Origin of the sequence: Bacteroides sp. HMSC067B03 (assembly GCF_001811315.1) — a bacterium.
Classification (GTDB): domain Bacteria; phylum Bacteroidota; class Bacteroidia; order Bacteroidales; family Bacteroidaceae; genus Bacteroides; species Bacteroides faecis.
Genome location: NZ_KV804412.1, coordinates 333,931 through 349,416, shown reverse-complemented (window position 1 = coordinate 349,416; position 15,486 = coordinate 333,931). Strand labels below are relative to the sequence as shown.

General features: G+C 44.4%; 23 protein-coding genes and 1 pseudogene. 11 read left to right on the top strand and 13 right to left on the bottom strand.

What is annotated here, in order from left to right; translation table 11 throughout:
- Positions 1 to 2 precede the first annotated feature (2 nt).
- Positions 3 to 935: a hypothetical protein gene (locus HMPREF2794_RS20545; protein WP_004328511.1), complete on the top strand. Its 933-nt coding sequence runs from the start codon at positions 3 to 5 to the stop codon at positions 933 to 935.
- Between the two features lie 281 nt (positions 936 to 1,216).
- Here HMPREF2794_RS20545 and HMPREF2794_RS20540 read toward each other — a convergent pair whose 3' ends face one another.
- Positions 1,217 to 1,735 carry a hypothetical protein gene (locus HMPREF2794_RS20540; protein ID WP_139147279.1) on the bottom strand — a complete coding sequence of 173 codons (519 nt, stop codon included), beginning with the start codon at positions 1,733 to 1,735 and terminating at the stop codon, positions 1,217 to 1,219.
- 38 nt (positions 1,736 to 1,773) lie between these two features.
- Complete coding sequence (locus tag HMPREF2794_RS20535) at positions 1,774 to 2,439, bottom strand: hypothetical protein (protein WP_083312142.1); 666 nt, start codon at positions 2,437 to 2,439, stop codon at positions 1,774 to 1,776.
- 163 nt (positions 2,440 to 2,602) lie between these two features.
- Here HMPREF2794_RS20535 and HMPREF2794_RS20530 point away from each other — a divergent pair.
- From HMPREF2794_RS20530 to HMPREF2794_RS20500, 7 genes and pseudogenes are all read left to right on the top strand, one after another.
- Positions 2,603 to 2,860 (top strand): annotated as a pseudogene (locus tag HMPREF2794_RS20530) (DUF4948 family protein); the annotation flags it as partial.
- A gap of 662 nt (positions 2,861 to 3,522) precedes the next feature.
- Positions 3,523 to 5,256 carry a hypothetical protein gene (locus HMPREF2794_RS20525; RefSeq protein ID WP_139147278.1) on the top strand — a complete coding sequence of 578 codons (1,734 nt, stop codon included), beginning with the start codon at positions 3,523 to 3,525 and terminating at the stop codon, positions 5,254 to 5,256.
- 74 nt (positions 5,257 to 5,330) lie between these two features.
- On the top strand, positions 5,331 to 5,558 hold the full coding sequence (locus tag HMPREF2794_RS20520; protein WP_246839626.1) for a hypothetical protein: 228 nt from the start codon (positions 5,331 to 5,333) through the stop codon (positions 5,556 to 5,558).
- A 149-nt stretch (positions 5,559 to 5,707) separates the two neighbouring features.
- Positions 5,708 to 5,974, top strand: coding sequence for an immunity 17 family protein (locus HMPREF2794_RS29995; protein ID WP_070752454.1), 267 nt, complete (start codon positions 5,708 to 5,710; stop codon positions 5,972 to 5,974).
- A gap of 70 nt (positions 5,975 to 6,044) precedes the next feature.
- Positions 6,045 to 6,326, top strand: a complete 282-nt coding sequence (locus HMPREF2794_RS20510) for a hypothetical protein (protein WP_070752452.1) — start codon at positions 6,045 to 6,047, stop codon at positions 6,324 to 6,326.
- Positions 6,327 to 6,380: 54 nt separating this feature from the next.
- Positions 6,381 to 7,211, top strand: a complete 831-nt coding sequence (locus tag HMPREF2794_RS20505) for a hypothetical protein (protein WP_070752450.1) — start codon at positions 6,381 to 6,383, stop codon at positions 7,209 to 7,211.
- 61 nt (positions 7,212 to 7,272) lie between these two features.
- Entirely contained in the window at positions 7,273 to 7,641 is a 369-nt protein-coding gene (locus HMPREF2794_RS20500; protein ID WP_018665651.1) for a hypothetical protein, read from the top strand.
- Here HMPREF2794_RS20500 and HMPREF2794_RS20495 read toward each other — a convergent pair.
- From HMPREF2794_RS20495 to HMPREF2794_RS20485, 3 genes are read right to left on the bottom strand one after another with little or no spacing between them, the layout of a single operon-like run.
- Complete coding sequence (locus HMPREF2794_RS20495; RefSeq protein WP_070752495.1) at positions 7,625 to 8,020, bottom strand: hypothetical protein; 396 nt, start codon at positions 8,018 to 8,020, stop codon at positions 7,625 to 7,627. The genes HMPREF2794_RS20500 and HMPREF2794_RS20495 overlap by 17 nt on opposite strands.
- Before the next feature lie 4 nt (positions 8,021 to 8,024).
- Entirely contained in the window at positions 8,025 to 8,306 is a 282-nt protein-coding gene (locus HMPREF2794_RS20490; RefSeq protein WP_009316572.1) for an Imm17 family immunity protein, read from the bottom strand.
- Between the two features lie 10 nt (positions 8,307 to 8,316).
- A complete protein-coding gene (locus HMPREF2794_RS20485) occupies positions 8,317 to 8,925 on the bottom strand; it encodes a DUF4948 family protein (RefSeq protein ID WP_009316571.1) in 609 nt (202 codons plus the stop codon).
- Positions 8,926 to 9,607: 682 nt separating this feature from the next.
- Between HMPREF2794_RS20485 and ltrA the strand changes: the two genes are divergently transcribed.
- The 3 genes from ltrA to HMPREF2794_RS20470 all read left to right on the top strand — a co-directional run bounded on the left by ltrA (position 9,608) and on the right by HMPREF2794_RS20470 (position 12,060).
- The gene (ltrA, locus tag HMPREF2794_RS20480) at positions 9,608 to 11,098 is read left to right on the top strand and encodes a group II intron reverse transcriptase/maturase (protein ID WP_070752448.1); all 1,491 of its coding nucleotides are present in this window, start codon (positions 9,608 to 9,610) and stop codon (positions 11,096 to 11,098) included.
- A 165-nt stretch (positions 11,099 to 11,263) separates the two neighbouring features.
- The gene (locus HMPREF2794_RS20475; RefSeq protein WP_009316570.1) at positions 11,264 to 11,659 is read left to right on the top strand and encodes a hypothetical protein; all 396 of its coding nucleotides are present in this window, start codon (positions 11,264 to 11,266) and stop codon (positions 11,657 to 11,659) included.
- A 50-nt stretch (positions 11,660 to 11,709) separates the two neighbouring features.
- On the top strand, positions 11,710 to 12,060 hold the full coding sequence (locus HMPREF2794_RS20470; protein WP_009316569.1) for a WG repeat-containing protein: 351 nt from the start codon (positions 11,710 to 11,712) through the stop codon (positions 12,058 to 12,060).
- 129 nt (positions 12,061 to 12,189) lie between these two features.
- Here HMPREF2794_RS20470 and HMPREF2794_RS20465 read toward each other — a convergent pair whose 3' ends face one another.
- The 8 genes from HMPREF2794_RS20465 to HMPREF2794_RS20435 all read right to left on the bottom strand — a co-directional run bounded on the left by HMPREF2794_RS20465 (position 12,190) and on the right by HMPREF2794_RS20435 (position 15,483).
- Positions 12,190 to 12,459: an Arm DNA-binding domain-containing protein gene (locus HMPREF2794_RS20465; RefSeq protein WP_070752446.1), complete on the bottom strand. Its 270-nt coding sequence runs from the start codon at positions 12,457 to 12,459 to the stop codon at positions 12,190 to 12,192.
- A gap of 153 nt (positions 12,460 to 12,612) precedes the next feature.
- Positions 12,613 to 13,206, bottom strand: a complete 594-nt coding sequence (locus HMPREF2794_RS20460; protein WP_008860767.1) for a DUF6549 family protein — start codon at positions 13,204 to 13,206, stop codon at positions 12,613 to 12,615.
- Positions 13,199 to 13,405, bottom strand: a complete 207-nt coding sequence (locus tag HMPREF2794_RS20455) for a hypothetical protein (protein ID WP_008860768.1) — start codon at positions 13,403 to 13,405, stop codon at positions 13,199 to 13,201. The genes HMPREF2794_RS20460 and HMPREF2794_RS20455 overlap by 8 nt, the downstream gene beginning before the upstream one ends.
- A 22-nt stretch (positions 13,406 to 13,427) precedes the next feature.
- Positions 13,428 to 13,727, bottom strand: coding sequence for a hypothetical protein (locus HMPREF2794_RS20450; RefSeq protein ID WP_004322861.1), 300 nt, complete (start codon positions 13,725 to 13,727; stop codon positions 13,428 to 13,430).
- 3 nt (positions 13,728 to 13,730) lie between these two features.
- A complete protein-coding gene (locus HMPREF2794_RS29070) occupies positions 13,731 to 13,889 on the bottom strand; it encodes a hypothetical protein (RefSeq protein WP_008860769.1) in 159 nt (52 codons plus the stop codon).
- On the bottom strand, positions 13,870 to 14,391 hold the full coding sequence (locus HMPREF2794_RS20445; protein ID WP_009316566.1) for a hypothetical protein: 522 nt from the start codon (positions 14,389 to 14,391) through the stop codon (positions 13,870 to 13,872). The genes HMPREF2794_RS29070 and HMPREF2794_RS20445 overlap by 20 nt, the downstream gene beginning before the upstream one ends.
- A complete protein-coding gene (locus tag HMPREF2794_RS20440; RefSeq protein ID WP_009316565.1) occupies positions 14,360 to 14,719 on the bottom strand; it encodes a hypothetical protein in 360 nt (119 codons plus the stop codon). The genes HMPREF2794_RS20445 and HMPREF2794_RS20440 overlap by 32 nt, the downstream gene beginning before the upstream one ends.
- The gene (locus HMPREF2794_RS20435; protein WP_070752444.1) at positions 14,716 to 15,483 is read right to left on the bottom strand and encodes a 3'-5' exonuclease; all 768 of its coding nucleotides are present in this window, start codon (positions 15,481 to 15,483) and stop codon (positions 14,716 to 14,718) included. Before HMPREF2794_RS20435 ends, HMPREF2794_RS20440 begins: the two co-directional genes overlap by 4 nt.
- Positions 15,484 to 15,486: the final 3 nt, after the last annotated feature.

Here is a 15,486-nt window from a genome sequence, read left to right as displayed (position 1 = left end):
AGATGAAAACCGTCATCATAACACTACTTTTGACGGCTGCATCGGTCATGAGTTGCAAGCCGCCTATGCCTCCGACAGACAATGAGTCCGCTTGCACATCTTCATGCAAACAAGACCAACGGACAGCGGATGTTATTGGCGAAGCGGATATAATAACGGGGATTGCTTCCGATGATTTTCCCTCCCTTTTCATACAAGGCAATCATTTCCAGTTCCAACGCAAGAATGGATTATATGCTCCTTTGGGTATTGGGTTCATGGAGGTCATAGCCGAGCAGAACCCCGTCATACCATTATACCGGACAGCAACGTGCAAGGAGCCGGAAGATAGCATTGCACTGCATCAGTATCCGTTTGACAAGGATATTGCCGAGCGGAAAAGGAAGGATGACAATCCGCAGGAATGGCAGGACGGACAGAATAACGCTTCATGCAAAGATGGCAGATATTACTATCGTTACTCTTCGGAATCAGATACGTTAATGCCCTTGGCATGGAGATCCGGAAGCAACATACATGAATACTTAGAAGAGACGGCAAGTCTGATCTACACTTTTCCCATGCTCCGTTTTAGAGTGTTGGGCTTAATGGCGGGAAGGGCTGAAATTGTACTGAACGAGGAAAGCGGAAAAACGGCATGGATCAACTGTTCATCTGGGCAGATTATGATGCATGGAAACAGGATGCAACGCAACCGCAGCCTCATGCGGATAAATGGTATTCCAGCGAAAAGAACGCATGACTTTGACACCTACTATATCTCTTGGGAAGACTATCTTCGCATGGTGACGGTAGTCTGCTTCAAGGACAATACAGAAGTCCGAAAACCGTTTGAGGTACAAGGCGATACAATAAAGAGTGAACAAGGCTGGAAATTATGGAAACAAGGAGAAGAGCTACTGATAAAAGATATTATAGAATACTACCTTGAATAATGTCGGCTGCCGGACAAACGCCGGGGAACTCTTTCGGGCGGGACGGGGCGCGGGAAGTTTCGGCGAACAGCCGAAGCCCCGTGTGTCAAAGTGCAAGCGCAAGATAGTGAAAACCCTTTCACCCACGTTAGGGATTGCAGGGGAAAAGCCACAGCATAGCGAGGACTTGTAGCGGAAAGCCCGACCCGAAGGGGGAACGCCCAAACAACCACCCGAACAAACTGCTTTTTGGCAAGGATTGCATTTATGGAAAAATACGAAGTAGATTATAGTGAGTCATCCTATTTTATTTTTAATACAAACAATGCGATTTCGCCCAATAACAAAGTCAAAAAGCTACCTATCCAAAGATAATAACCTGTTGACAAATGAAAAACTCCAAGAGTGCTTTCAATGCCCCGTTCCGGGTCTACGAATATCGGATTATTAAAAAACAACGGAAGCATAGCCAATAATATACTGACTATAATAAGTACATATAATAATGTAGTGTTCTTCCCCGACAAGTACATATTAATAGAAAATCCATAAGCGATATTAGCCAGCCATGCCATATAAAAAAGCTTTGAAGGCCATTTTACCAAAAAGATTTCAATCCATCCTCCGAGCAAATATGCCCATCCGGGATTTCTGTCACCGCCAGCAAACACATTGGTGCAACATGCTGATATATACAATAACAAGCTGACTGCAACCATGATTGCTTTTTCCATATTCATCTTCATTAATTTGTCAGCCAATTCTAAAGCATAAATCAATAAAAGAACGATAGGAATTATTATTCTCCAGTTTATATTCATCTTATGGTCGTTTATCTATATCCTATTTTCAGATTCAATCAATATTTCCCTTCTATTCCATTTTCTTTACGGGCTTGTGCCATTTCTTCCCGATTGTCTATAATATATTGTCGCAGTTCAGATAATTCTTTCGCTATTTCTTCGGCTACCGCAGCTTGTTCTGTTTCCGGCTTAAAGGTAAGTTTAGGATAAGCCAATCCGACATAGCCGTTTTTGGGACCTTCATCAATAACTTGAGCAAGTATTTCAAGCCATTTATCCGGTACACCACCTGCATAACCGTTAATCCATTTCCCGGACAGTTTATTGAATGCCAATTGCGCCTGCCGACATTCAAATGCAGGTTCTCCTACACCCCCTACATTTTCTATCATACGGGCGTAAAGATTTCGGCGGAACTGTGCCGTATAAAACCAATAAACGGCATCATCTTTTTGCCCTAAGTCATAAAATCTAATCGCCAATACATAGAGCGTTTCAATGGGAGTATTATCTATTTCTGCTCGAATTACATCAGCCGTGCTTTGCAGTTTTTTTACATCTTCACTTTTCAGCACATCGCTAAACTTCCCTACTTGAATTGTAAAAGGTTCAGAATTATACCACGGCTCAACATAAATGGGTATTCGTTCAGATTCATTATTACAACTTACCAGACAAAACACTGCCGATAAAACTGCAAAAGCTCTTCTTATCATCTTCATATTTTTTTTGTTTTTGGAATGGATGATTATTTCACTTTCATTTTCAATAGATACACACTACATTCAGTTGTCTCTTAGGCAAATATAAAAAGAGTGCGGTACATTACGAACGGCACACTGTACTTTTTTCGGTAAATCGGACAGGATTTAACATTTATAGCCCCTCCTTGTTGACCGCAGGGAATGGGAAACGGCGGATTTGGTATATGTGAGCCTCGTTATGCCGTACTATTCCCATGGCATCGTGGACGGCGGAACATCCAAGAGTTTCGTTTACAATCCCGGATTGAGAAGCCGCCGGAACATCCGTATCACCGAACACGACGACCTGAACGATATCTACCGAAGGACGTACAACGACACCACGCTGTACAAACCTATCAAGGAAGGCTGGTACATCGAGTTAGACCATTCACGATAACTTGAAGTGATAAGTAAAACAAGATGAAGTTACAATTTGTATCAAGAATATTATGGGGTTTATGTTGCTTGTTTCTGTTATGGGTGCATATCAGTGATTACATACAATGCGCGAAGCATCCTGAACTTTACCCGATAGGTGAAGGAGAATTTGGTTGGATTTATAAATCTTTCGAGAACTATGTCTTGGGGTGTCGGGTGGCGCTTGCTTGGGACATTATCGGCATTATCACATCTGTCTGCTATCGTTTCAGGCATAGCGAAAAAATCCTGTTGGTACATTTCGTGCTGTCGCTAATCATATTCTTACGCCATTGGCTTTGTCTGATTTTCTATTGCATTTGGTTTTGCTTTTCAATTCCTGACTAGCGATTAAACGCCGGGAAACTTTCGGGCAGGACGGAAAACCAGACCCGAAGGGGAACGGCCAAACAGCCACCCGCAAAAACTGCTTTAGAGCATACCATAGAAAAAAGGAAAACCGAACGCTCCGAAGTTTCGCCCTTATGATATATATTTGTAATTGAGCGGAATGGAAGGACTGCCTGTCAAGACATGAGGAGAAGACAGTCGTGAAAGCCGTAGATAATTGCAGATAGTGTTACATATCTATTTTTGATGAGAATATTTTTTTGCATTATATTGGTGTTGTCCCCCTTTCTAATGATAAAAGGGCAAACAGACAGGGACTCTATCATCTTTCATGGCAATATAACGAACGACATGAAGGAAGAGGAGGATATTGTAACGCAATATAGATACAATCTGTTTTGCAAAAATAACCCGCAGAATAAAACTTTGTTAGACACGGCTAATTTTGCAATCAAATGTTTGCGGGGAGATACCATCGTTTTAGAGGTATTGTCAGCTTCTCCTTTCCGCTTTCAAGTAGAGTGTATCGCTGAGAGCGATACTCCAACCAATATTCATGTTTGGAACTTTCCCAAGTCATATAATGGCTGGCACCGCTCTGACAATAATAAGACAGAACGGCTGTCAGCCAAAAAAGAAAATCTTGTTTCAACATTGACAGGAACCTATCAGCAGACGTTGTGTTTTGACGGAGAGGAATATATATGGGCAATGATGAAACTTGTCCCTGATGGAACTTTTGAATATATCAGTAATATTTTCAATTTGGATGGGGAAGGTGGAAATTATCTTACCGGGACATGGAATGTAAACAAAGACACGCTTGTCTGTAATGTAGTGCCCGATTTATTTCCGCCAAGGGTACAAAGCCGTTATGACGGACAAACTCTTTGCTTTACCTATCCGGCATGGGAGAATAACAGAAAAGAAGCCTTGGAACATGATATTGTTTACAAATACCTCATATGTGAAACTGGATTGATTGAAACAGGTAAAAGAAAAAGTGCATTAAAAAAAATAAAGTATCGTTATGTCGGGAAAAATGCAACAGATGCAGTAACCGTTCATGTCAACAATCAGGTTTATGAACTTACAACATCCATTGATTCAATCATACATGATACGGTACTTTCTTTTTTCCGTATAAAGCTTGCAAGGGATGGAAGGATTATCGGTGAAAGAAATTTTCCATTAACAGGAAAGTGCCCGATTGAAGAGGATATAGGCGTTGAAGTCTCTGACAAGGGATTTATAATCAGAATCCCATACTGCGACGGTCATATGTTCCGTATCGGTTATGCCCGATTTGACTATTCAGAAAAATACGATGATTTTATTTTAACAGAATACAGGGAGGAAAATATAGACAGACTGGATACAGAACAGAAAAGCAAGAATGTAGAATACAGTATCTTATCCGAAAAACCGATTGTATTCTCCATGTTTTCTCCCGAAACGATAAAAAGAATAATCCGGCAGAATCTGATTCGGGAGTATGAGATTGTCCAAACCCGTACAGCCCACTATCCGGTTTTCGGTTACTCTTCCAAAGAGAACAAACTGATGTGGATAGAAATTCCTGCCGAATTTGTCATACAGAATAACAGCCCCCAAAGGTTATATGTACTTGGTCCTTCTTATTATGGCTATGCTTATGAAACCGGATACAGATTAAAAGAAAATCCTACCAAAGGATGGAGCCGGGTTCTTTTGTATAGAGTTGAAGAAGACTCTATAGGAAGTTATTTGCGTAATTCTGACCCCATTTTTCCAAAAGAATCCAACCGTTACATCATCAATTCACGAATATTTGTTTATAAAAATCCTGAATTTCAGAAACTGTTTGAGGATACGGTTGCCTCAATGTTCCGGAAACATAAGGAATCTCGTTGGCGGGTTACTCCATCTTCACTTTCCCCACGCCAGCGGAAGTTTATCAGACAACTTATTTCAGGTGATTCCTTAAGGAGTCAGGCTTTATTCGGATTCGCTGGATCGTCGTCATTCGGTAAATATTCCGCTTGATGTCGGAAAGAGGTTTAATCTTCCTTGAACAGTCGGTTAGCCACTAAACATTACCTGTTAATAATTAAAAATGAATGAAAGATATTATTGAGTTATTACAAAAAGAACGAATTAAAACTGTTGACGCTTTGAAAAATGGCAATAAACAGGAACTTTCCTATCTTCAACAAATAGACAAAGCTTTAGGATGGTTGAAACTGATAGAAGAAAAAGGGCTGGAAAATGTCGGATGCTATGACATACATAGCCTTCCGGATTTGCCACCAAAAAGTCGTGGAATATATAACTATTATGGATTATGAAGACCCAAGCATTGAAAATTGGAGGGAATATAAACCAGACGGTCAGCCTTTATTATTGATGTATGATGATATTGTAATAACTCGAAAAGGCAGATAACATCCATTAATGGTGATTATCCGCCAAAGCATTTATAAAATAAAGAAATAGTATGCAAGAATCTATATCTAACTTTTCGGAGAAAATATCTGTTTTTTTAGACAAGAATCATGATATTGCCTTTTTAATATTTATCGGAGTATTTGTTTTTTTACTGATTGGCAATATCTTAAACTGGAAATGGACTTATGAGCCTAAAAGTTGGGTCGGGTATCATTGGTTAGAACTTTTAGGACCGACCTCTTACCGCTTTTGGCACGCCGTTTCGCTGGTACTCATAATCATCATTCTGGTAGTTATCTATTTCACGACTTATTAAAAAGACAGTTACTACCGCTTAAAGCGGAACGCTGTCAAACATTATTTATCCTCATAAATCAGAAGAAACAATGAAAGTAAGAATAAACAAAGCACATATATTACTACCTATTGCAGGTTTTGTGATGGGTTGCCTATATTTGCTTCTGTATGCTTTTATTAACTATTGCGATACTGCTCCATTGTATGAATCTTTTCCCGAAATGATATTCAAAATACTATCTTACGATAATGTACGATTAGCTATTTATTTGTGGGGATTCATAGGATTTACTTTAGGATGTATTGCAACTCTTTTGATTGTTTTAATTCAAAGACATATTAAACGAAAGAAATCAAACAACGGTAGATAGCAAACGGCGTAACCTCCCCTAAAGGTCGGTTAGCCACCAAATATTATATTTAGAATGAAGAAACGGGACTATAAGGAGCAAGAACGACAACGGCGCTATTATTTCTTCGACTACCTGTTCTGGTTGGGAGAAATGGCACAGAGGCATTACAAGGGCGAGCCAAGACGCCCCGACGGGGAGTCCATGCTGATGCTTTGCATCATGATATTTATCTATGAGCCGATCTTCCTTACAACCGCTCATTTCCTTTTCGGCTCCACGGTATTTGAGTGGTTTACAGTCGCCATGATAGCCGGAATCGTCGCAATTCTCCACTATCTATCGAATGGTCGGATATACCCGTTTTCACGAAGGGAAGCGGTCATGCAGCACTATGAGGGACGCAGGTTCAGCCCCTTCAGATGTTACTTCTTCCTGTTCTCCCTCGGCTTTCTGATGATTGCCGAAATGTACCTGTTGCCAAGCACACTGATGCGGATAGACGGGCGCAAGGCGGAGCCGGTGGAGAACACACGGACGGAAGTTCCGCAAAGGTGGAGGGATTACCTTGCGCTGCATATCACGGTAGGAGCCCGTCAGGAAGTACCCAGCGAAGCCTTGCAATATCTGATTAATCAGGACGGTCGCACATCCCGATACGGGCAACCGGTCTATGTCATGCAGGTAAGGGAGGAAGATATGGGAGGAGAGTTCCGTGTAGGGCTATTGAACCATGCCACCTTTGATGAAATCCAAGACGGCAGCCAGAAGTTTGTCGAATGTACATGGGTCAAGGGATATACGCCGGACAGCATAAGGGTACTGCTGACCGGGTGGTACGAGGTGAGAAACACCGGGCTTTGTCCGGTGGACTCTCTGGAATGGACGGAAGATACGGAATTTTAAAACCTACAAAAGTATGAAAAGAGCAGAAACAGGAAGACCTCATTTATTTCGCTTGATTGCGATGATACATAAAACCGCATACATCCTTGCCTACGATATGCTGCGAAGGAAAGGGGGGCATGATTGGGTGGAGCGTCGGGCTGGTGGGATAATTGGACTTCCCTATCTCTCATTAATTTTGGTGGCATTACTTACGCTAAAAGACGACCCGAATAACGGTCAGAAAATAGTTACCGGCATATTGATCGGATGGGCGGTTGTCGCAGCATGGTGCATCTCCGGATTTCAGTTCAAACCTTCTGATTGGAGAATGGAAATCCGAGAAGAACTTGATTTGCGTCCTCTATATTGGAAAAAGGCGATAGAGGTGTACTATGCCGTTGTCATTGCAGTGGCGGTAGTGGCAGGCATTGTCATGCCCAATGTATAAATCCGAAGTGAAACATTAGTGCGAAATTCGCTACGGTCAGGGCGATGACGATAAGGACTATTTTGGCGAGCTTCCTGCCGGAGTGTTTCATCTTTCCGTAATATTTACGGAGCGCTTCACGCCGCCCGGCTGTGTAACGGAGCTGGCAAAATAAGTCGGGAAGAAAGCAAAGAATCATTACTATGGCAAAAGCAATTATCCAACTGAAAAGGCGAAATAGTAGCGGTATTCCAAGCGGTATGGTTGTGGCAAACAGCCAGCATAGGAAAAGCAACATTCTCCCATTGAGATTGTTATGCTCTCGCTCGCTCCATTTTTCGGCTACATACCACATATAGTCGATGAAGCAGAACCGGTATTTGCGATTGTCCTTATCCATGCTCTCACCTCCATACAAAGAAATCGACCAATATGAGGATAATCAGAACGCTGACCAGCACTATCTTAATCCGTCGGCGTGTTTCGGGTTTGCAATCATCAAAGAACCATAGCTTTCCATGAAACTGCCACTCACATGCCCATTTCCAACGGAACAGCAACCCTGCAAGCCATAGGGCAAGCAACCCGACACCAAACAGCAACCCGTATTTAGGGTGAGCCTGCAACCACTCGAAAAACGCTTCCGCCTTGCTGTTCATAGCTTCGTATATATCGGTAACTTTCATTGCATAATTATCATTTGTCATACCATAATTCAATATACCAATCGCCCTCAATGTGTCTTGATGCCATACCGCCCGGTGCATCCGGATCATTCCTAACAAGCTCAATCAGGTCGTTCAGTTCCCAATTGACCGCATAGGTTGAGTCCTCCGCGAACCTGTAAGCATACTGCTTGTCCACACTCGGCCCGACAGACCAACCGGCAGAATAGTAAATGATAGAGATGCTTGGAACAATGGTGTCGGGCAGTTCCTCAATGGGAGGAATTGAGCTAAAATCGCCATGTTCAATCTGCCACAAAGTATGCCGGCTTTTGAAATACAATCTCCTACCACCCACCGATGCAAGCAGGGAATCAAGACGCGTGCATTTTTCATTGCCAAGACTTGACAAACACAATGAATCCGTTGCGCTCCCGATTGGATAGAACGGAGGGTAAATGTCGCCATACGGGCAATTCAACAGAATTTCGGTTATTTCATTAAACGCATCTTCATGGGCATAGAAATTATGAATCATATCCTCGTCAGACGGAGGATTGAAACCTCTGTTGCCACACCCTACGGCAATGAAAGCCACTACAGTTGCCGACAATAATACTTGCAGAAATCTACTCGCCATAGCCGATAATCGTGATTCCGAACGCAAAAATAATGTTTTTCGTCCACTCAATCACCACGTTATGCCGAAAAACAATGTGCCGGATGCTCTTTGTCTGCCGTAAAAACAGTATTTTTGTAAAAATGGGTGCGACAAGAAGTCGTACAAGTAATTGTTCAGCATAATGTCTGAACCTGTTGTTCCGTCAACAGTAGCCTAAAGAGGCGTGCTTTACGAGTAATTGTTTGGTGCGAAGCCCTCTTGACAATATGGTTCTATGCAGAAATATCCAATGTATAGGCTGTTAGGCTGACCGATATGAGTAACGTATGTGAACCGCTGCACCATCGTAACAAAAGAATAGCTTACGGATATTTACAAGCTATAGCCAAAATGGCGGGCAGTCAGGATAGTTCTCTCTTTTTCAGGACTACACGGATGCAACACTGCCGGTGGATGGGCGGACTTTAAGTCGGTCGTAAGTTACTTGTACGGAACTTGGTAAGCCCGTATCTCTCCTGTCCTTTATCGGGCAGGTAAGCCAATCGCAAGAGAAGCCGAATGATGTGCGGGTAAAGGATTGCGGAGAAAGCGAACGCTTCCGTGTAATGCGGAAGATAGAGGTTTAAACGTCACCTCATGCGAAAGCAGGCAGACTTCCGCAGGGTAATTCTTTGTGAAACGATTGTAGAACTTTAACGAAATGAAGAAACAGCAAAGGAGCAAGGCGAAAGCCGAGTGTGCATCTTCAGCCGAGCGTAACACAACATGGAAAAGCATTGACTTCTCCAAATGTGAACGAAAGGTCAGAAAGCTGCAAGTCCGAATAGCAAAGGCTCATAAAGAAAAGAGGTACAACAAGGTTAAAGCCTTGCAGCACCTGCTTGTCACTTCGTTCGAAGCCAAGGCATTGGCAGTAAGGAAAGTGACCTCCAATAAAGGTAAACGCACGGCAGGGGTTGACCACATAAAGTGGGATACCGATGCCAATAAAATAGAAGCTATACGTTCTTTGACACGGAGAGGATATAAAGCCCTCCCATTGAAAAGAGTTAACATACCTAAGGCAAACGGCAAGACAAGACCGTTGGGAATACCGACCATGAAAGACAGAGCCATGCAGGCACTGTATCTTATGGCATTGGAACCCATAACGGAAAGTGAAGCGGATGCAAACTCTTACGGATTCAGAAAGTTCAGAAGTACGGCAGATGCGATAGATGCGCTTCACAGATGGCTAAGCAGGGATTGCGCTCCCGAATGGATATTGGAGGGAGACATAAAAGGCTGCTTCGACCATATCAGCCATGAATGGCTTCTCGATAACGTACGAATCGACAGGCAGATATTAAGAAAATGGCTGAAAAGTGGAGTTGTATTCAACAGACTGCTTCAACCGACTATTGAAGGGACACCACAGGGCGGCATTATTTCACCGACACTTGCAAATGCAACTCTTGACGGCATGGAAAGGATGCTCAAAGAGAAGTACAAGGCAAGTTATGTCAATGGAAAACTTTACTGCCCCAAAGTCAATCTCGTAAGATATGCGGATGACTTCATTGTCACTGCTGACAAAAGGAAAACGTTACTTGAAATAAAGGAAATGTTGACAGTTTTTCTAAAGGAAAGAGGACTTACCCTATCCGATGAGAAGACACTGATAACACATATCAGTGACGGATTTGACTTTTTAGGTTTCAATGTCCGGAAGTACAACGGCACATTGTTAATAAAGCCGTCAAAGAAAAGTCAGAAACGTTTCACTGACAAGCTGCATGAGGTTGTGCTGACCAAAGGTAAGGCATCATCCCAGCAGGAGCTGATAGAGAAACTCAATCCTATAATAAAGGGATGGGGTAACTACTACAGCCATGTGGTATCAAAGGAGGTGTTCTGCCGATGTGACCATATCTTAATAAATCAACTTAAAAGATGGTCATATCGCAGACATACCGACAAGTCAAGGAAATGGATAAGGAAGAAGTATTTTATCCGAAAAGGTGGCAGAAATTGGATTTTCGGTTTTGAATATGTATGTGGAGAAATAAAGGATAAGTTCACATTACAGCAACTGACAGAAATTCCAATCAAGCGACACACAAAGATAAGATGCGAGGCCAATCCGTTCGACCCATCATGGGACGAATACTTCGAAAGGCGGAAACTCAAAAGTGCCCGTCAACGTGCGTGAAGAAAACTTTATCGGAAACAAGTCATCGCAAGATGATTATGAGCCGATTTAATTTTATGAGAATTAAATTTAGAATTATCGGAGCTGTATGCGGTGAAAGTCGCACGTACAGTTCTTAATGGGGAAAGCGGCAGCAATGCCGCCGACCTACATAACAAATCAGCTATGGCTTTCAAACGGAAATATAAGTTCAGCATAATAGACCACCTGTATTATGCGGGTCGCATACGACGCATCCACAACAGGTGGTCTATGCCGTTGGATGCTATCTTCTTGTGGGTTTTCGCTGTTGTCCCTTCGCTTCTTATAATAAGATTCCTATACTGGGTAATACCGTTGTGGCTGCCGTCAGCTTTGTCTGTCGGCTTGGTCTGGGCAGCAGTAGAGGTGTATTCAAAGATTGAAAAGAAGTACTTTACCAAAGCGCGGGAGCGTGCCTATTACCGCCTTTATCCTGAAAGAAAGGATAAAAACTATTTCTGGCTTCAGTTACTATTGCCGCTTGGTCTGTTTCTGATTAATTTGGGCATAGCCTATTGGCTTTTCTTTGTGTATCAATGAGCGGGAAGAATGGTAATAGTTTATGGTTCTGATATTTTAAAATTTAGACAATGAGCAAAATTCCAACGATAATTGTGATAATGTTATTATGCGGTTGCAGTTCCATGAAACACTACGGCGTGTTTCAATGTGACAATGGCAACGATTATGTCAGCGAGGGATTGTACCGTATCGTGGACAAGCGAGGGCGTATCGGGTACGCGGACGAAAGCGGCAGGACGGTCATCAAGCCCCGCTTCGCCTTCGGCTTCCCATTCGAGAACGGCAAGGCAAAAGTAACCGACAAGGGAGAAATGAAAGAAGTGCCGGGTTCGGACGGAGAATACCACTATTGGAAAAGCGACGAATGGTATTACATCGACAAGAAAGGGAATAGAAGTGAAGAAAACAGACAACAATAGTCTTACTTGAGAGACTTGAAAATGCCGCAAGGGAAACCGATTTGGGTTTATGGATGAACGAGACAATACATGCGTCAGATACATAGATATTTATCGTTTCGAAACACGGACGGGAGCTTGAAAGGCTTTCTAAAAACATCCCTGCTGTGCGATGATGCTTCTCAAACGGGACAAGTTTTCTGCTAGGGCAGTCTTCACGGAGAGCAGGTAATTCCTGCGCCCCCCTTCCGTGCCGGAATCCATCACGATCTCGGAAATGCCGGCATCCCATTCCGAGGGAAAAAGCTTGTAGCCGGTATGTACTTGTCTTGCCAGACGGTTGTGAATCACTTGATAGTAGAGCGAGCCTTCCTTCATCTCGACGGAAGAGGCACGGAATTTAACTTTTATTGTTGCCATGAATATATCTGTTATTTAATTTTTCACCTGAAAACTAATCCCGGGGAAACCATTGCATGAATATTCATCTGCCTTTAACACATCTAAAAGCAAAAAGTCCCTTGGCGCACCGGCGTCACAGGAACTTTTCACATATAAAAGACACATGTTCTTTCACTGTATGCGTATATATTCCGAATACCTGATTTCCACATACGGGTTGTCACTGGAAATGGACTGATGGATAGCCTTTACACGCTTCCAGAACCACCATCCCTTGTATTCTACCCAAACCGCCTGATTGAGGGTTACCGGAACTTTGATGTCGCCTTTGAGCCGTTTGTTCTCGATCAACCCGGTAAGTTGGATATACGGTGTAACCATCTCCACCTTCTGCCGCAGCAGTGGAACGGTATCACGGATAATGAGCGTGTCACGGATGGCGGCATCTATCGGGGCTTTCACTTCGACTTCATGCCGTGCAGCCACTTCGAGGTTCCTGATTTTCACGCCTAGCCTTTCGATGGTCTCGGCATCCTTGGCACGGAACTCTTTATACTCATCTATAGTCAGCCGCAATGCCTTGGCATCGAGGACCATCGTCGCTGAATCGATCTGCATCCGCTTCACATCGGAAAGCAGTGCGGTGCTGTTCATGCGGAATCGGTCGCGTTCTTCCGTGAGGCGTATTGTCCGCCGGTGCTGCAGCCAGAGGATGCTACAGAGCAGCAACACCGTTGCCAGAAGTATTCTGTTTAATCTACTCATATGATACTGATTCTTCGGGGATGAACCACAGAAATTCATCCATATAGATTTCTTCCAACAATACAAGGCCGCCCCGGTTCTTTTTTCGGTTCTGCGGGAGGTCTTCAACGACCAGTCCACGGCGACCGACCAGTTCGTCCAACCTCATTTCGGAGAGTTCAGGCGAAGCGATGATGGTAACGTATGCATTCTTTTTCATAACTGGTCTTTCCACGATGTTTTTACTTGTGCGTTCCCTGACATTTGAGAAGTTCACGGATATCGGCACGGATTTCGTGCAGGTCATTCTGTACCGTGTTGAGCTGCATCATGGTTGCCTCGAACACGGACTTGTCCAGCTTCATGGCGTTGATACGGTCATACTGGTTCTTGATTTCCACTTCCAAACCGATACATTTGGTTTCCAGTTCTGCAATTTGGGCGGTGTTGTTGACATGCTGTATGTACAGTGTCAGCGAGAACGAGAGTACCACGACAATGATCTTGAAGTACTTCATTACAAATTCTTTGAGTTGTTCCATATCTTATTCCATTAAAAGTGAGAATGCGTCCCTGATAGCCCTCAGCAGAGTCTCGGCTGCCGCACTATCCCGGAACCCATAGATGACAAGCGCGATCATCATCGCCAGATAGACCCACCAGGCGATTTCTTCCTTAGTGATTTTACGTTTCCGCTTCGCCATCTTTTACAGGATTTTGGGGTACGATTACATTGAAGATAACATTGCCGTCGCTGCCTTCGATACGCAGGCGGTTCTCCTCCTTGTGCCTGATGGGGAAGATATCCATCAGCGCCTTGGCGGCATTGACCGACACGGCCCTGAGCGGTGCCGGAGAGAGCGGCACACCGAAACGGTCTGTATAGTCCGAAGTGGCCGTCTCGTCCATGATTGCCTTGAGAGTCTCGGTCACCTGCAGCTTTACAGCCATCGTCTCCATCTCGAACCGTTCCGAGGAGAGCAATGCCTTGATATGTGCCAGCACATGCGGTTTGTTCATCAGGTAATTGGCCGAAGCATACGGGTTCTTCACCGTATCCTCACCGAATACCTCCACAAAGCATTTTTTCGGCCGTCCGGCATATTCCAGCCCGCCGTTCACATAGAGGTTGCAGAATTGCAGCTCCTGCTCCGTGAGCGGTTTCTCTTCCGGCCTATCCTGCGTGTTCGTTATCTTGTCTGACATCGGTTCTTCCTTCCTTTTCTGAAAGAGTAGCGGGTTTGTATCCCGGAGGTTTTACAAAATCCGCCTTTTCATTGAGCAACTGCTCCATTAATGCGTCATAGAATACCTGGGCCAACGCATCGGCACACGCCTCCGCATCCGCTAGCGAGTTGATGAGCCGCAGGTTGAACTTGATTTCCAGGTCGTAGCCCGATATGAACGCCATCAGTTCGTTCCCGTCATAGCCCAGCGCCCCGTAGGTCATCCGGTCCGCCGTACGGAATGTAATGGTCTCGGGAATCTGTTCCCGGTCAATGCCTTGGGCTTCCTTATTCGTGTCCATACTCATATCTTGAAATATTTACGGGTTTTCTCTTTCTTCTGCGTAGCGATTGCCGCCCCTTCCGTCTGGCGCAGACGGGAGGTATAGACCCCCAGGATGTCAAGCGTGGCCGTCACATCCGCAGCCGCATCGTGGGCATCGTCCAGTTCCACCCCCAATTTTGAGGCTACCAGTTCCAGTTTATACGAAGTAACCTCCGGATCAGCGGCAAAAGCCAACCGTCCCATGACAAGCGTGTCGATGTAGTGCGGCTGGAAGTTGCCGTAATAGTCCTTGGTACCGGAAAAGGTCTTTTCAAACTCGGCGGCCAGTCCGGCATAGTTCATCAGCTGTTGCAGGAATCCGATATCGAAAGTGATGTTCTGTCCGACCAGCACGGGCTTGCACTGATAGCCCTTCGAGAGGGTGCTGCGTTTGGCGAAGGCGATGACTTCTCCGGCGACTTTCTTCATGTCCACACCCTGTGTGCGCAGCATCTCCATGGTAATGGCGGAATAGTCCAATGCCGTCTGTTCGTACTTCATCGGGACATATTCCGGTTCTTTCGCCTGTTCATGGCGGGTACGCAACACCTTGCGTCGGGGAAGCCCCGCGTCCTGTTTCCCGTAGGGGGCGATATACGCCTGATAGCGGTCGAATACCTGCCATGTGTCGAAACGGACGGCTTGCAGGGCGATCTGTGTACAGGCGCATTCACGGCAGTCCAGCCCTCCGGTCTCGAAGTCCAGCCCGATGCCTACATATATCTTCTGTTCTGTCTTGGGTGCCATATC

What these genes read in the sequence shown, in the direction of transcription:
- HMPREF2794_RS20545 (WP_004328511.1), top strand. Translation starts at nt 3, where the DNA reads ATGAAAACCGTCATCATAACACTACTTTTGACGGCTGCATCGGTCATG.
- HMPREF2794_RS20540 (WP_139147279.1), bottom strand. Translation starts at nt 1,735, where the DNA reads ATGAATATAAACTGGAGAATAATAATTCCTATCGTTCTTTTATTGATT.
- HMPREF2794_RS20535 (WP_083312142.1), bottom strand. Translation starts at nt 2,439, where the DNA reads ATGAAGATGATAAGAAGAGCTTTTGCAGTTTTATCGGCAGTGTTTTGT.
- HMPREF2794_RS20525 (WP_139147278.1), top strand. Translation starts at nt 3,523, where the DNA reads ATGATAAAAGGGCAAACAGACAGGGACTCTATCATCTTTCATGGCAAT.
- HMPREF2794_RS20520 (WP_246839626.1), top strand. Translation starts at nt 5,331, where the DNA reads ATGAAAGATATTATTGAGTTATTACAAAAAGAACGAATTAAAACTGTT.
- HMPREF2794_RS29995 (WP_070752454.1), top strand. Translation starts at nt 5,708, where the DNA reads ATGCAAGAATCTATATCTAACTTTTCGGAGAAAATATCTGTTTTTTTA.
- HMPREF2794_RS20510 (WP_070752452.1), top strand. Translation starts at nt 6,045, where the DNA reads ATGAAAGTAAGAATAAACAAAGCACATATATTACTACCTATTGCAGGT.
- HMPREF2794_RS20505 (WP_070752450.1), top strand. Translation starts at nt 6,381, where the DNA reads ATGAAGAAACGGGACTATAAGGAGCAAGAACGACAACGGCGCTATTAT.
- HMPREF2794_RS20500 (WP_018665651.1), top strand. Translation starts at nt 7,273, where the DNA reads ATGATACATAAAACCGCATACATCCTTGCCTACGATATGCTGCGAAGG.
- HMPREF2794_RS20495 (WP_070752495.1), bottom strand. Translation starts at nt 8,020, where the DNA reads ATGGATAAGGACAATCGCAAATACCGGTTCTGCTTCATCGACTATATG.
- HMPREF2794_RS20490 (WP_009316572.1), bottom strand. Translation starts at nt 8,306, where the DNA reads ATGAAAGTTACCGATATATACGAAGCTATGAACAGCAAGGCGGAAGCG.
- HMPREF2794_RS20485 (WP_009316571.1), bottom strand. Translation starts at nt 8,925, where the DNA reads ATGGCGAGTAGATTTCTGCAAGTATTATTGTCGGCAACTGTAGTGGCT.
- ltrA (WP_070752448.1), top strand. Translation starts at nt 9,608, where the DNA reads ATGAAGAAACAGCAAAGGAGCAAGGCGAAAGCCGAGTGTGCATCTTCA.
- HMPREF2794_RS20475 (WP_009316570.1), top strand. Translation starts at nt 11,264, where the DNA reads ATGGCTTTCAAACGGAAATATAAGTTCAGCATAATAGACCACCTGTAT.
- HMPREF2794_RS20470 (WP_009316569.1), top strand. Translation starts at nt 11,710, where the DNA reads ATGAGCAAAATTCCAACGATAATTGTGATAATGTTATTATGCGGTTGC.
- HMPREF2794_RS20465 (WP_070752446.1), bottom strand. Translation starts at nt 12,459, where the DNA reads ATGGCAACAATAAAAGTTAAATTCCGTGCCTCTTCCGTCGAGATGAAG.
- HMPREF2794_RS20460 (WP_008860767.1), bottom strand. Translation starts at nt 13,206, where the DNA reads ATGAGTAGATTAAACAGAATACTTCTGGCAACGGTGTTGCTGCTCTGT.
- HMPREF2794_RS20455 (WP_008860768.1), bottom strand. Translation starts at nt 13,405, where the DNA reads ATGAAAAAGAATGCATACGTTACCATCATCGCTTCGCCTGAACTCTCC.
- HMPREF2794_RS20450 (WP_004322861.1), bottom strand. Translation starts at nt 13,727, where the DNA reads ATGGAACAACTCAAAGAATTTGTAATGAAGTACTTCAAGATCATTGTC.
- HMPREF2794_RS29070 (WP_008860769.1), bottom strand. Translation starts at nt 13,889, where the DNA reads ATGGCGAAGCGGAAACGTAAAATCACTAAGGAAGAAATCGCCTGGTGG.
- HMPREF2794_RS20445 (WP_009316566.1), bottom strand. Translation starts at nt 14,391, where the DNA reads ATGTCAGACAAGATAACGAACACGCAGGATAGGCCGGAAGAGAAACCG.
- HMPREF2794_RS20440 (WP_009316565.1), bottom strand. Translation starts at nt 14,719, where the DNA reads ATGAGTATGGACACGAATAAGGAAGCCCAAGGCATTGACCGGGAACAG.
- HMPREF2794_RS20435 (WP_070752444.1), bottom strand. Translation starts at nt 15,483, where the DNA reads ATGGCACCCAAGACAGAACAGAAGATATATGTAGGCATCGGGCTGGAC.